The sequence below is a fragment of the Bradyrhizobium sp. LB13.1 genome (assembly GCF_054056815.1).
Genome location: NZ_JBSRYQ010000001.1, coordinates 2,966,296 through 2,980,118, shown reverse-complemented (window position 1 = coordinate 2,980,118; position 13,823 = coordinate 2,966,296). Strand labels below are relative to the sequence as shown.

The 13,823-nt window shown below is 64.9% G+C and carries 6 protein-coding genes and 5 pseudogenes; 1 reads left to right on the top strand and 10 read right to left on the bottom strand.

The window, feature by feature from the left end; translation table 11 throughout:
• Window positions 1-29: 29 nt before the first annotated feature.
• The 6 genes and pseudogenes from ACVWYI_RS14125 to ltnD form a co-directional block, all read right to left on the bottom strand.
• Window positions 30-1,232, bottom strand: coding sequence for an efflux RND transporter periplasmic adaptor subunit (locus ACVWYI_RS14125; RefSeq protein ID WP_456662360.1), 1,203 nt, complete (start codon window positions 1,230-1,232; stop codon window positions 30-32).
• The gene (locus tag ACVWYI_RS14120) at window positions 1,219-4,398 is read right to left on the bottom strand and encodes an efflux RND transporter permease subunit (RefSeq protein WP_456662359.1); all 3,180 of its coding nucleotides are present in this window, start codon (window positions 4,396-4,398) and stop codon (window positions 1,219-1,221) included. The genes ACVWYI_RS14125 and ACVWYI_RS14120 overlap by 14 nt, the downstream gene beginning before the upstream one ends.
• Before the next feature lie 246 nt (window positions 4,399-4,644).
• Window positions 4,645-6,338 (bottom strand): annotated as a pseudogene (locus tag ACVWYI_RS14115) (methyl-accepting chemotaxis protein).
• A gap of 170 nt (window positions 6,339-6,508) precedes the next feature.
• Window positions 6,509-7,787: pseudogene (otnK, locus tag ACVWYI_RS14110) on the bottom strand (3-oxo-tetronate kinase).
• A pseudogene (gene otnI, locus ACVWYI_RS14105) lies at window positions 7,784-8,567 on the bottom strand (2-oxo-tetronate isomerase). Before otnI ends, otnK begins: the two co-directional pseudogenes overlap by 4 nt.
• Window positions 8,568-8,581: 14 nt before the next feature.
• The gene (gene ltnD, locus ACVWYI_RS14100; RefSeq protein WP_456662358.1) at window positions 8,582-9,499 is read right to left on the bottom strand and encodes an L-threonate dehydrogenase; all 918 of its coding nucleotides are present in this window, start codon (window positions 9,497-9,499) and stop codon (window positions 8,582-8,584) included.
• Between the two features lie 104 nt (window positions 9,500-9,603).
• Here ltnD and otnC point away from each other — a divergent pair.
• Window positions 9,604-10,309 (top strand): annotated as a pseudogene (gene otnC / locus ACVWYI_RS14095) (3-oxo-tetronate 4-phosphate decarboxylase).
• 136 nt (window positions 10,310-10,445) lie between these two features.
• Here the strand turns inward: otnC and ACVWYI_RS14090 are convergent.
• From ACVWYI_RS14090 to ACVWYI_RS14075, 4 genes and pseudogenes are all read right to left on the bottom strand, one after another.
• The gene (locus tag ACVWYI_RS14090) at window positions 10,446-11,150 is read right to left on the bottom strand and encodes an ABC transporter ATP-binding protein (RefSeq protein WP_247349760.1); all 705 of its coding nucleotides are present in this window, start codon (window positions 11,148-11,150) and stop codon (window positions 10,446-10,448) included.
• A pseudogene (locus ACVWYI_RS14085) lies at window positions 11,134-11,866 on the bottom strand (ABC transporter ATP-binding protein). The gene ACVWYI_RS14090 and the pseudogene ACVWYI_RS14085 overlap by 17 nt, the downstream one beginning before the upstream one ends.
• Window positions 11,863-12,846 (bottom strand): branched-chain amino acid ABC transporter permease, encoded by a 984-nt coding sequence (locus ACVWYI_RS14080; RefSeq protein WP_456662357.1) that lies wholly within the window; start codon window positions 12,844-12,846, stop codon window positions 11,863-11,865. Before ACVWYI_RS14080 ends, ACVWYI_RS14085 begins: the two are co-directional and overlap by 4 nt.
• Entirely contained in the window at window positions 12,846-13,724 is an 879-nt protein-coding gene (locus tag ACVWYI_RS14075) for a branched-chain amino acid ABC transporter permease (protein ID WP_456662356.1), read from the bottom strand. The genes ACVWYI_RS14080 and ACVWYI_RS14075 overlap by 1 nt, the downstream gene beginning before the upstream one ends.
• Window positions 13,725-13,823: the final 99 nt, after the last annotated feature.

Genomic DNA, 13,823 nt, shown 5'->3' with positions numbered 1-13,823 from the left:
GCTCCGCAGAGCCGGGGCACGGGACCCCCCTACCCCTTCGGCGCCTGCTTCTCCGACGCCGTCGCCGGCTTGCCCTTGGCGCCGGCGCCGGTCACGCGGACCAGGTCGCCGTCGGACAGGCCATCCGGTGGTGCGGTGATGACGCGGTCATCCGCTGCAATTCCTGAGGCGAGTTCGATCTCGCGGCCGAGGTCGCGGGCGATGGTCACGGGCTTGAACAGGACCTTGTCGTCGACACCGACAGTCGCGACGCGCAGGCCGCTGCTGTTGAAGATCAGCGCGCTGGCGGGAATGCTGAGCGGCGCCGAGTCGCGCTGCAGGCTGAGCTTCACGCTGGCGTAGCCGCCGGGCATCAGCTCGCCCGAGGAATTGTCGAGACCAAGCTGCATGCGCGTCGTGCCCGAGGCGACGTCGACGGCTTGCGAAGAAGCCTCCACGGTGGCCTGGAAGGTCCGGTTCGGATACTCCGGCAGCACGATGCTGGCCTTGGCGCCCATCTTGATCGCAGGCACGTAGTTTTGGGGAACGTTGACGTAGACGCGCAGCTTGGTGATGTCGGAAACCACGAACATCGCCGGCCCCGAGCCGCCGCCCGCGTTGATCAGCGCTCCGACGTCGGTATCGCGCGCGGTGACGACGCCGTCGAATGGCACGGTGATCTTCTTGTAGCCTGCGAGCGCCTCGAGCCGCTCGACGTTGGCCTGCCCCGAATGCACGGCGGCGTTCTTGTTGGAGAGATCGGCGGTGCGCTCGTCGATTTCCTGCGCCGAGACGAAGTTGGAAGCGACCAGCGTCTTGCGGCGGTTGAGCGTCGCCTCCGACAGCCTGGCGCTGGCCTGTTGGCTGGCGAGGTCGGCGCGGGCCTGCAAGAGCTGCTGATCGAGGTCGGGTGCCTCGATCTCGGCGATCACCTGACCGGCCCTGACGCGCGCGCCGATGTCGGCGCTCCAGCTCTTCAGGTAACCCGATACGCGCGCGAAAATCGGTGCGCGGGAATAGGCTTCCAACCGGCCCGGCAGATCGAGGCTGGCGTGGAGCGCCTTGGCGTTGGGTAGCGTCACCGCGACGCTGGGAACGGCCTGTTCGTCGGTCCACTCCTTCAGCTTGGAGCCCTGCTCCTCGCGCGCGCGAATGCCGGTGCCGACCACGAGGCCTGCCGCAATCAGCGCCACCACGCCAAAAATGCCCAGTTTCCGGTGCGATACCGGGGAGCGGGGTTCAGTGGGCGACATGCGGGGTCTCCAGGGAGGCGGCGGCTTTGGCGCCTTGCTTCTTGTGTACCATACTGAACACCACGGGAACAAACATCAGGGTGGCGAAGGTCGCAAAGATCAGGCCGCCGATCACGGCGCGGCCGAGCGGCGCATTCTGCTCGCCGCCCTCGCCCAGCCCCAAGGCCATCGGCGCCATGCCGATGATCATGGCGAGTGCAGTCATCAGCACCGGGCGGAACCGGACGAAGCCGGCTTCGAGCGCGGCTGCGATGGGATCGCCAAGCTCCTCGTAGCGCTCGCGGGCGAATGAGATCACGAGCACGCTGTTGGCGGTGGCGACGCCCATGCACATGATGGCGCCGGTCAGCGCCGGCACCGACAGCGTCGTTTCGGTCGCGAACAGCATCCAGACGATGCCGGCGAGCGCGGCCGGCAGCGCCGTGATGATCACGAAAGGATCGGACCAGGACTGGAAGTTCACGACGATCAGGAAGTAGATCAGCACGATCGCCCCGAGCAGGCCGAACAAGAGGCCGGTGAAGGCGCTGTTCATGGTCTGCACCTGGCCGAGCAGCACCACGGAAGAACCTTTCGGCACCTCCTTTGCGGTGTCGGCGATCGCCTGCCGGATGTCGACGGCAACCGCACCGAGATCACGGCCCGAGGTCGTGGCGAAGATCTGCACCATCGACTGGATGTCGTATTGCGAGACCACCGCGCTCGACGTCGAACGCTTGATGTCGGCAATGCCGCCCAGGATCGGCGACTGCGAATTGCCGGCGGCCGTGATCGGCAACGTCTGCAGCGCGCTGAGCGAATCCATCTGGTATTGCGGCGTCTGCATCACGATCGAATAGGACACGCCGTTATCCGGATTGAGGTAGTAGGTCGGCGCCACCTGCGAGGAGCCGGCAAGGTTGACCACGAGACTATTGGTGACGTCACGCTCGGTCAGGCCGACATATTGCGCGCGGGTGCGATCGACATCGATGTTGAAGGTCGGATTGTTCGGCGACTGCTGGATGCGCGCATCCGCGACGCCGGGAATCCGCCGCACCTTGGCCAGGAGCGTGCTGGCGTAGGCAAAGTTGGCGCTGAGATTGGCGCCGCGGATCTGGAGGTCGATTGGCGCCGGCGCACCGAAGTTCAGAATCTGGCTGACGATGTCGGCGGGCAGGAAGGCGAAGCTGACGCCGGGGAACAGCCGCGGCAGTTGCTCACGCAGCACGCGGACATGTTCCTCGGTCGGCTTGTGGCCCTCTTTCAGCTTGATCTGGATGTCGCCGTCCTGCGGGCCGATCACGCCGGTGTTGTTGTAGGTCATGTTGATGCCGGAGATTGGCATGCCGATGTTGTCGGTCAGCGTTTCGATCTCGCTCGGGATCAGCTTGCGGATCGCCTTCTGCACGTCGGCGAGCTGGTTGGCGGTCTCCTCGACACGGGTGCCGACCTGGGTGCGGACGTGCATCAGGATGTTGCCGGCATCGACCGCAGGGAAGAAATTGCGCCCGAGGAACGGCACCAGCGCGAAGGACGCGCCGACCACGCAGAGGAAGCCGATCACGAACACCGGACGGTGGGCAAGCGCGAGCCCGAGGAAGTTGTGGTAGCCGCCGCGAATGCGTTCGAAGCGAGCCTCGAAGCCGCGCTGCAACCACACCAGGGGATTGCGGGACTTCGGCGGCGCGCCCTCGTGATGCACATGTGGCTGCAACAGATAATTGGCCATGGTCGGCACGAGCGTGCGCGACAGCAGGAACGACCAGATCATCGCGAACATCACCGCTTCCGCCATCGGCACGAACAGGAAGCGCGCCACGCCGGTGAGGAAGAACATCGGCACGAACACGATGCAGATGCAGAGCAGCGAGACGAAGGCCGGCGTCACGATCTGGTTGGCGCCGTCGAGGATCGACTGCTCGACCGGCTTGCCCTGCTCCAAATGATAATTGATGTTCTCGATGGTCACGGTAGCGTCGTCGACGAGGATGCCGACCGCGAGCGCCAGGCCGCCAAGGGTCATGATGTTCAGCGTCTCGCCGATCGCCGACAGCATGATGATGGCGCCGAGCACGGAGAGCGGGATCGAGACCGCGATGATGACGGTCGAGCGCCAGCTGCCGAGGAACAGCAGGATCATGACGCTGGTGAGCAGCGCCGCGATCACGCCTTCGAAGGCGACGCCTTCGATGGCGCCGCGGACGAACACCGACTGATCGCCGATGAAGCCGATCTTGAGCGCGTCTGGCAGCTGATCCTTGACGTCGATCACCTTCTGCTTGATGCCCGCGATGATGTCGAGCGTCGAGGTCGCGCCCGCCTTCAGCACCATCATCAGCACTGAGCGGTTGCCGTCGACATGGACGATGTTGGTCTGCGGCGGATTGCCGTCGCGCACGGTCGCGACGTCGCGCACATAGACCATCGCACCGTTGACGGTCCGGATCGGCAGATTGCCGAGCTCGTCGATTTTCAGCGGCGAGTTGTTGAGCTGGATGATGTACTCGAACTGGCCGATCTTCTGCGTGCCGACCGGCGTGATCAGGTTCTGGGCTGCAAGCGCATTGGCGACGTCCTGGCCGGAGAGACCGCGGGCCTGGAGCGCGGTCGGGTCGAGGTCGATCTGGACCTGGCGCTGCTTGCCGCCGAACGGATAGGGGATCGCTGCGCCGGGCACTGTGACCAGCGGCGTGCGGAGCTGGTTGATGCCGATATCGGCAAGGTTCTGCTCGGTGAGGCCGTCACCCGACAGCGCCACCTGGATGATCGGCACGGTCGAGGCAGAGTAGTTCAGGATCAAGGGCGGCGTCGCGCCCGGCGGCATCTGCTTGATCAGCGTCTGCGAGATCGCCGTGACCTGCGCGTTGGCGGTGCGGATATCGACGTTCGGCTGAAAGAAGATCTTGATGATGCCAAAGCCGTTGTAGGAGTTGGCGGTGATGTGCTCGATGTCGTTGACCGTCGTGGTCAGCGCGCGCTGGAACGGCGTCGTGATGCGGCCGGACATCTGGTCGGGCGGCAGGCCGGTGTACTGCCAGACCACGCCGATCACGGGGATGCGGATGTCCGGAAAGATGTCGGTCGGCGTCCGCAGCGCCGCCAGCGGGCCGATGATCAGAAGCAGGAGCGCGAGCACGACAAACGTGTAGGGCCGGCTCAGGGCAATACGAACCAGAGCAATCATTCGCCAGGCAATTCCAAATCAGGGACAGGAAACACCGCCCCCGCGGGTTCCACGGCTGATTTACCTGAAGACCGCCCAAATGGCCAACGACGCTGCGTCACGTGCGGTCAATTCCGCGCTATTGCACTGCGAAATAGCATTCCAGATATGCGGCTCGCGCCCCGAAAGGTGACAGAAGCCGCTTTCCTGCGCGCAAAAAAGCGGCGCCCGAAGACGCCGCTTTCAGGAATTCCGTGCCTGCCCGGCCTACGCCGCGCGAACGTTGGTCAGGAACTTGCTGACCTCGGTCTTGAGCCGGCCCGAGTCGTTGGACAGCATCTGCGCTGCCGACAGCACCTGCGAGGACGCCGAGCCGGTTTCGGTCGCGCCGCGCTGCACATCGGTGATGTTGGACGAAACCTGCTGGGTGCCCTGGGCGGCCTGCTGGACGTTGCGGGCGATTTCCTGGGTCGCAGCGCCCTGCTCTTCCACCGCGGCCGCAATCGCCGAGGAGATCTCCGACAAACGCTCGATGGTCGAGGAGATCTCCTTGATGGCGCCGACCGAGTCGTTGGTCGCCGCCTGGATGCCGGCGATCTGCTGGCCGATCTCGCCAGTCGCCTTCGCGGTCTGTTCTGCGAGCGCCTTCACCTCGGAGGCGACGACTGCGAAGCCGCGGCCGGCTTCGCCGGCACGTGCGGCTTCGATGGTCGCGTTCAGCGCCAGCAGGTTGGTCTGGCCGGCGATGGTGTTGATCAGCTCGACGACGTCGCCAATGCGCGAGGCAGCCTTTGAGAGCTCGCTGACGCGCTCGGTGGTGGCGCGGGCCTGGCCGACGGCATCGCCCGCCATCCGCGCCGATTCCTGCACCTGACGGCTGATCTCGCCCACCGATGAAGCCATCTCCTCGGTCGCCGAGGCCACCGACTGCACGTTGGTCGAGGCTTCTTCCGAAGCCGCGGCAACCGTGGTCGCCAGCCGCTGCGAGCGGTCGGCGGTCGAGGTCAGCGTCGAGGCCGAGGCTTCGAGCTGGGTCGAGGCCGACGACACGGTCTGCACGATCTCGCCGATCATGGTTTCGAATTCGCGGGTGACGTTGTCGACGCGGCGGCCCCGCTCGATCTTGGCTTCGGCATCGGCGGCCGCGGCCTCGCCGGCGGACTTCTTGGCGATCAGCGCTTCCTTGAAGATCTGGAGCACGTCGGCCATGGCACCGATCTCCGTCTTCTCGCCGCGATGCGGGACTTCGGCGGAAAGCTCGCCCTTGCCAAGCGCCTGCATCGGCTCGGTGATCGAGTTGATGCCGCTCGATACGTCATGGACGAGATAGAAGCCGACGCCGGTGCCGATGACGACCGCAGCGCCTAGAATGATCGAGACCAGCATGAAAGCAAAGGAATAGCTGTTGGCGGCATCCTGGGCGGCCTGGTCGCCGCCCTTGGTGTTGAGTTCGATGTCCTTGCGCAAGACCTCATCGGCTTGCAGTCCAATCTTGTTGACGGTCTTGGTGTTCAGCTCATGCGCCTCGTGCGGGACCTTGCCGGCCTCCTTGCGTGAGAGCACCATGATTTCCTGGGTGCCCTTCTTGTACTCGTCCCACAGCTTGGACCACTCGCTGTACATCGCCCGCTCTTCAGGCGAGGTAATCATGGGCTCGTAGACCTGACGGAACTTGGTGTTGGCCTCGACCACCGTCGCCAGCGTCTTCTCCGACGCGAGCTTCTCTTCGAGAGTCTCCGACAGCATGTGCTCGCGGATCACGTTGCGGTAGGTGATCACGCCGGCGCGCAGATCGCCGAGCACCCCCGCACGCTCGGCAGCCAGCTCGTGGTGATGTCGACCGTATTGGCGTTCATCGACCGCATCTTCATGACGGCGAGCAGACCCATGCCGGTCATTGCGACCAGCAGGAGCGCCACGACACTGATGATCTTGGCGCGGATGGAAATGGTGGCGAGCATAATCGGGTCTCTTTGTGCTGGCGCGGCGGCGCGTCCGGAAGTTCTACGAATCAACCAAAGGGAGCAGCACCGACATCCAACACCAGAGCACCTGAGCAGACGTTAATTACGACTCCGTACGAGTACGGAAGCCCGAAACAAGTGAAGATGACGCTAAAAATGCCCTGCGCTCAGCGCATGAGCCCAAGCGCGTCCGTGAAAAACGCCGCGCCGCCGAAATTTCCGGACTTCAAAGCAAGCAACATGTCGCCTTTTTCAGCACCGACCGCGCGCAGCACCGGGACGCCCGCCGCGATCTCTACTCCGACGAGAAATCCAGGAATCTTTAGCCGGTCGACCACGGCGCCCCGATGTCTCCCCGCCGGCAACGACCAGGCGCTTGACGCCGGCATGCACCAGCCCCTCGGCGATATCGGCCATGGCCTGCTCGATGGCGTGACCGGCCGCGTCGCGGCCGTGGCGTGCCTGGAGCGCCGCGACCTGATCCGGCGTCGAGCTCGATGCGATCAGGATCGGACCGTCGGCGAGTCGCGGCTTCGCCCAGGCCAGCGCGCGCTGCGCCTCGTCCTTGCCCGTAGTAATACGGTCCGGATCGAGATGCAGCACCGGCATGACACGCTGGGCATTCGCGATCTGCTGAAGCGTCGCCTGCGAGCAGCTTCCGGCGAGGCATGCCGCGGGGCCGCCGACCGCGGCGCCCGCGGCGCTGCTGGCCGCCGCCGATTTGACTTTGCCTGTCGAGACCAGCGCCCGCGCCAGCCCAAGGCCGAGGCCGGAGGCACCGACCGACAGCCGGTGTTCGGCAGCGACGAGGCCGATGGCCTCGAGGTCGCGGTCGAAGACGGCGTCGATGATCGCCGCGCCAACGCCCTTGCCGGCGAGTTCGGCCAGCCGCGCCCGCACGGCATCTGCGCCGCGGGTGACCGTGGCGAGGTCGACGAGGCCGATCTGCGTCCCGCTCTGACGCGCCAGAACGCGCACCAGGTTGGAATCGTGCATCGGGTTGAGCGGATGGTCCTTCAGCGGGCTCTCGTTCAGCGGCACGGCGCCGACGAACAGATTGCCCTGGTAAACGGTGCGGCCGGTTTCCGGAAACGCCGGCGTCGCCAGCACCACCGACTCGCCGCCATCAGCGCGCAGCGCGTCCATCACCGGGCCGATATTGCCGGCATCCGTGGAATCGAAAGTAGAGCAGATCTTGAACAGCACATGGCTCGCGCCGCGGCTGCGCAGCCATGTCTCCGCCGCGCGCGAGCGCGATACGGCAAGACCGGCTTCGATCGAGCGGCTCTTCAAGGACACCACGACGGCGTCCACCTCGGGCAGCGCGAGATCGTCCGCGGGAACGCCGATGGTCTGGACGGTGCGCAAGCCCGCGCGTGTCAGCGTGTTGGCAAGGTCGGAGGCGCCGGTGTAGTCGTCGGCGATGCAGCCCAGTGCAAGTGTCACGGCTTCACTCCGGCATAGGGCTGGAACCAGGCAAGACCGTCCGTGGTCTTGCCGCGCGGATTATATTCACAGCCGACGAAGCCGGTGTAGCCGAGCCGGTCGAGTTCGGTGAACAGGAACGGATAGTTCAGCTCCTCGCCGTCAGGCTCGTTGCGCGAGGGGATGCTGGCGATCTGGATGTGACCGATGATCGGCATCATCTCGCGCAGCCGCATCGTGACGTCGCCATGGATGATCTGGCAGTGATAGATATCGAACTGGAGTTTCAGGTTCGAAATCCTCAACTCGTCGATCAGGTCGCGCGTGAAACCGAAATCATTGAGGAAGTAGCCGGGCACATTGCGCGCATTGATCGGCTCGAGCACGATGTCGATTCCGTGCGGCGCAAAGAACTCGGCGGGCCCACGCCACCGATTTGTAGAACGCCTCGATGGCAACGCGCTCGCCACGGTTGGCGATGCCGGCCATCAAATGCAGCCGCTTGACGCCGGTCGCCTTGGCGTAAGGCAGCGCGGTCTCCAGGCTTTGCTTGAGTTCGGCGAAGCGCGAGGGGAGTGCGGCAAAACCCTTCTCGCCGGCATTCCAGTCGCCCGGCGGCAGGTTGAACAGCGCCTGCGTCAGGCCATTGCGCTTGAGCCGCTCGCCGACCGCTTCGGCCGGATGCTCGTAGGGAAAGAGAAACTCGACGGCGGTGAAGCCGGCTTGGGCTGCGACATCGAAGCGGTCGAGGAACGGCACCTCGGTGAACATCATCGAGAGATTGGCGGCAAAACGGGGCATTGGAGTCCTCTTGTCTACTTGTCGCCGGGGAGCCTGACGCCGGTGACCTTTGCATACATCCGCGCCACCGACGCGTCGTCGTCGCGGCCCATGCCGGCGGCTGCCGTCATCAAGAACATCTGGAGCGCGGCAGCGGAGACCGGCACCGGGAATCTGGCGCTGCGCGCCATGTCCTGGATGATGCCGAGGTCCTTGACGAAGATCTCGACCGCGCTCTTCGGCGTGTAATCGCCATCCAGCACGTGCGGCATGCGGTTCTCGAACATCCAGGAATTGCCCGCGGACGCCGTGATCACCTCATAGACCTTGCGGATGTCGAGGCCCTGCTTGGCCGCGAACGCAATCGCCTCCGAGGCGGCGGCGATATGCACGCCGGCCAGCAACTGGTTGATCATCTTGAAGGCGGCGCCTTGGCCGGCGGCATCGCCAAGCTCGTAGAGCTTTGCGGCCATGGCATCGAGCGCGGGCCGCGCTTTCTCAAACGCAGCCGGACTGCCTGAGGCGAGAATCGTCAGCTCGCCTTGCGCGGCGCGCGGCGCCCCGCCGGAGATCGGCGCATCCAGATAGTGCCGGCCGGTCGCCTCCAACTGCTTGGCAAGGCGCCGCGCCACGTCGGGATCCATGGTCGCGGACGACAGGAAGACGCTATCCTTGGGCATGGCTTCGGCGACGCCGTCCTTGCCGAACAGGATCGTCTCGGTCTGCGCGGCATTGACGACGACACTGACGACGATATCGGCGCCCTTGGCAGCTTCGGCCGGCGTCTTGGCGCCCGCGCCGCCCTCCGTCACGAACCGCGCCACCGCATCGGCCGAGACGTCGCAGCCGGTGACGATATGACCGGCGCGCTTCAGCGAGGTCGCCATGCCAAACCCCATCGAGCCGAGCCCGACGACGGCGATGCGCTGATTCTGTGACGTGGAGGCGGACATGCATCTGATCCTTGCGAACGTTTCCCGTACGGCCGCCCTTTGCGGCAGCTTGGCAACCGAATAACACGGCTTGGCCGCGCTGCCAAAGCGTGAGACAAACGGACATGACGGCCATGAGCAACGAGACAAGGCTGCGCGAAGACATTTGCCGCTTCGGACGGTCCCTGTTCGAGCGCGGGCTGACGCCCGGCTCCTCCGGCAATATCAGCATCAGGCTGGACGGCGGCGGCTGGCTGGTGACGCCGACCAACGCCTCGCTCGGCTTTCTCGATCCCGCAAAACTGTCGCGGCTGGACGAGCAGGGCCGGCTGGTTTCGGGCGATGCGCCGACCAAGGAAGTTCCGCTGCACACTGCGCTCTACGCCACGCGCGGGAGCGCAAGGGCAATCGTGCATCTGCATTCTACCCACTCCGTCGCGCTGTCGATGCTCCCCGAGATCGACCCGCGTGCCGTGCTGCCGCCGATGACGGCCTATTATCTGATGAAATGCGGCGCCACCGCGCTCGTGCCCTATTACCGCCCCGGCGATCCCGAGGTCGCGGATGCCATCAAGGGGCTGGCCGGGGAATATTCATCCGTGCTGCTCGCCAATCACGGCCCGGTGGTATCAGGCGACACGTTGGAGGCCGCGGTGTTCGCAACGGAGGAGCTGGAGGAGACGGCGAAGCTGTATCTGCTGCTGCGCGTGGATGAACCCGCGCTATCTGTCGCCGGAGCAGGTGGAGGATCTGGTGAAAGTGTTCGGGGTGAAGCTGCCGGAGCATGGGCATGAGCACGGGCGCTCACCGCATACTCCGCCGTCATCCTGAGGCGCGAGCCTTGTGATGCAATGCATCGCAAGGTGAAGCCTCGAAGGATGGGCTAGAGGCGCTCGCGGCGCATCCTTCGAGGCGCGCGAAGGGCGCGCACCTCAGAATGACGGTAGAGATTGTGGTGGCAGTCTAGTTACAGCCCCAGATATGCCTTGCGCACATCCGGATTGCCTCTGATCTCGCTTGCTGCGCCCTGCATCAGCACGCGGCCGGTTTGCAGGATGTAGGCGCGGTCGGCGATCTCAAGGCACTCCGCCATGCGCTGCTCGACGATTAGCACGGTCATGCCGGCGTCGCGGATGCGCTTCACGGCCTGGAAGATTTCGTCGACCAGCTTCGGCATGATGCCCTGTGAAGGCTCGTCCAGCATCAGCAGCCGCGGGCGCGTCATCAACGCGCGGCCGATCGCGAGCATTTGCTGCTCGCCGCCGGAGAGCGTCTCGGCGCGCTGCTCGAGGCGTTCGGACAGGCGCGGGAACAGCTTGAAGACGAGATCGAGCGGACTCTCACGATCGGCCTCGCCACGATAGAGATAACTGCCGAGGCGCAGATTGTCGCGCACGGAGAGGCGCGGAAACAGGCGGCGGTTCTCCGGCACGTAGGCGATGCCGGTGGCCGTGATGTGGTGCTGCGCCATGCCGTCGAGCCGCTTGCCGTCAAACGTCACGGTGCCCGAGCGCGGGCGCTCGGCGCCGGCGATGGATTTCAGCAGCGTCGACTTGCCCGCGCCGTTGGCGCCCGCGACGCAGACGATCTCGCCCTTCTGGACTTCGATCGAGATCGCGGAGATCGCGACCAGGCCCTGATAGGCGGTCGTGACTTCACGCACCGACAGCATGACGATCTCCCAGATAAGCGCTGATCACCTTGGGATCGCGGACGACCTCGGTGGGCTTGCCCTCGACCAGCACTTTGCCGAGGTCGAGCACGATGGCGCGATCGACCAGCGGCATCACGATTTCCATGACATGCTCGACCATCAGCACGGTGATGCCGGCATCGCGCACCTTGCGCACCAGGGCGACACCGGTCTGCGCCTCGGTCGGCGTGAGGCCGGTGAGGACTTCGTCGAGCAGCAGCAGCTTCGGTTCGGTCGCCAGCGCACGGGCGACTTCGAGACGGCGCTTCTCGGCCGGCACGAGGTCGCTCGCCAGCACGTCGGCACGCGCGGCAAGGCCGGTGAACTCCAGCACCTCATACGCCTTGCGGCGCGCTACTCGCATCACGGTGTTACGCACGAGAGCACCGACGATGACGTTGTCGATGACAGTCATGGTCTCAAAGCTCTTGACCACCTGGAACGTGCGCCCGACGCCGCGCTGACAGCGCTCGGCCGCGGGCATCTTGGTGACGTCCTCGCCGTCGAACCAGATCGGAGCCTTGAGTCGGCGGCAACACGCCGGCGATCAGATTGAACAGCGTCGACTTGCCGGCACCGTTGGGGCCGATCAGGCCCACGATCTCGCCGCGGCCGACCGAAATCGAGACGTCGCTGTTGGCGACGAGGCCGCCAAAACGTTGCCAGACGCCGCGGGTTTCAAGGAGCGCGGTCATCGCGAGGCTCCCTTCGCTTTAGAACGGGAGAACAGACTGACCAGCCCCTGCGGCAGAGCCAGCGAGATCGCCACGATCAGCCCGCCATAGACGATCAGATCGACGCCGCGCCCGGAGCCGCCGATATAGGAGCGCGTCAGCTCCGTCATCGGGATCAGGATGGCCGCGCCAAGCACCGGGCCCCAGAGAGTACCGATGCCACCAAGCACTGCCGGCAGCGCCATCAGCAGCGAGAACTGGAAGCCCATGACGCTCTCAGGATCGATATAGGCGAGAAATTGCGCATAGAAGGCGCCGCCGATGGCAACGAGGAAAGCGGAGACGGCAGCCGCGCCCATCTTGGAGTTGAACACGACGACGCCAAGGCTTTCGGCCGCTTCCGGATTGTCCTTCACCGCGCGCCACCAAAAGCCCCATTTGGAGTCTTCCAGCCACCAGGTGACGAACCAGGCGAGGCTGCACAGCACCAGCGCGAAATAGAAGTACGGCAGCTTGCTGCGCATGAACTGGAATTTCAGCCAGCTGTCGCCGCGCACCTGAATGGTGATTCCCATCGCCGCCCCCGCCCATTCCCAGTTCTGGAACAGCAGCAGCCCGATCTCGGCGATGACGATGGTCGCGATCACGAAGTAATGGCCGCGCAGGCGGAAGAAGGGATAGCCGAGCCCCATCGCAATGAAGGCGGCAATCACGCCGCCGGCGAGCATGCCGAACCAGGGCAGCACGCCGAACTTGGTGAACAGGAGCTCGGTGGTGTAGGCGCCGATCCCGAAATAAAGCGCGTGTCCCAGCGAAATCTGCCCGCAGTAGCCGGAAAGAATGTTCCAGCTCTGCGACAGCGCCGCATACATCAAGGTCAGGATCAGGATGTTCTGGACGTAGACGTCCTTGATGAACAGCGGGGCGAGCGCTGCGAGCCCGGCCAGCACCGCGGCGATGATGAGGTCGCGGCGGCGCCGCACGGCAAAATTCTTGTCCATCACATCGACCCGAACAGGCCGCGCGGCCGGATGAAGACGACCAGCAGGTAGACTGCGTAGATGCCGACCGATTTCAGCGACGGCGGCAACACAAGGGCTGTGGTCGCTTCGACGAGGCCAACGATGATGCCGCCGGCGAAAGCGCCGAATACGCTGCCGAAGCCGCCGAGCGCCACCGTAACATAGGCGATCAGCGCAAAGGACGCGCCGACGTCGGGATAGATATAGAAGAAGCTTGCCATGATCGCTCCGGCGAGGCCGACCAGCGCGGCACCAAGTCCCCAGCCAAGCGCGAACACGCGGTTCTTGTCGATGCCGACCAGGGCCACCGCGCCAGGGTCTTCACGGGTGGCCTCCAGCGCGCGGCCGAAATCGGTCCGATGGATGAAGAAGTAGAGCCCGACAAAGGCCAGGATCGAGACCAGCGCGCCCATCAGCTGCGGCTCGGGCAGGAAGATGCCGGCGATTGAGATCGTCTTGCCGCCGAGCCAGGAATGCGGAACGCTGCGATAGTCCGGCGTGAAGAAGAATTGCGCGAGGCCGCGCATCACGATGGCGAGGCCAAAAGTCGAGAAGATCTGCACCATGCCGGCATTGGCCTTGGCCCGCATGGCAAAGCGCACGACCAATAGATAGACCACAGCTCCGAACACGAACAGCGCGGCAGCCACCAGCGGCGCCGACAGCAGGGGGTCGATCGCGAAGAACGTGAACAGGAAGAAGCTCACATACATCGCGATCATCAGGAACTCGCCATGGGCGAAGTTCACGACGTCCATCAGGCCGAAGATCAGCGCGAGACCGACGGCGATCAGTCCGTAGAGCAGACCCATGAGAAGGCCGCTCGCGAGACTCTGGATAATGGTTTGGGCTGTCAAAAGTCCGTCCCCCGAATTACGCCCTCATCCTGAGGAGCGCGCTCCTGCGCGCGTCTCGAAGGATGGGCCCGCCCTCGTCCTTCGAGACGCGGGCTGCGC

Bases quoted from the DNA above. Each gene is read 5' to 3' on its own strand.
- ACVWYI_RS14125 (WP_456662360.1), bottom strand. From the start codon at position 1,232: ATGTCGCCCACTGAACCCCGCTCCCCGGTATCGCACCGGAAACTGGGC.
- ACVWYI_RS14120 (WP_456662359.1), bottom strand. From the start codon at position 4,398: ATGATTGCTCTGGTTCGTATTGCCCTGAGCCGGCCCTACACGTTTGTC.
- ltnD (WP_456662358.1), bottom strand. From the start codon at position 9,499: ATGTCCGCCTCCACGTCACAGAATCAGCGCATCGCCGTCGTCGGGCTC.
- ACVWYI_RS14090 (WP_247349760.1), bottom strand. From the start codon at position 11,150: ATGCTGTCGGTGCGTGAAGTCACGACCGCCTATCAGGGCCTGGTCGCG.
- ACVWYI_RS14080 (WP_456662357.1), bottom strand. From the start codon at position 12,846: ATGGACAAGAATTTTGCCGTGCGGCGCCGCCGCGACCTCATCATCGCC.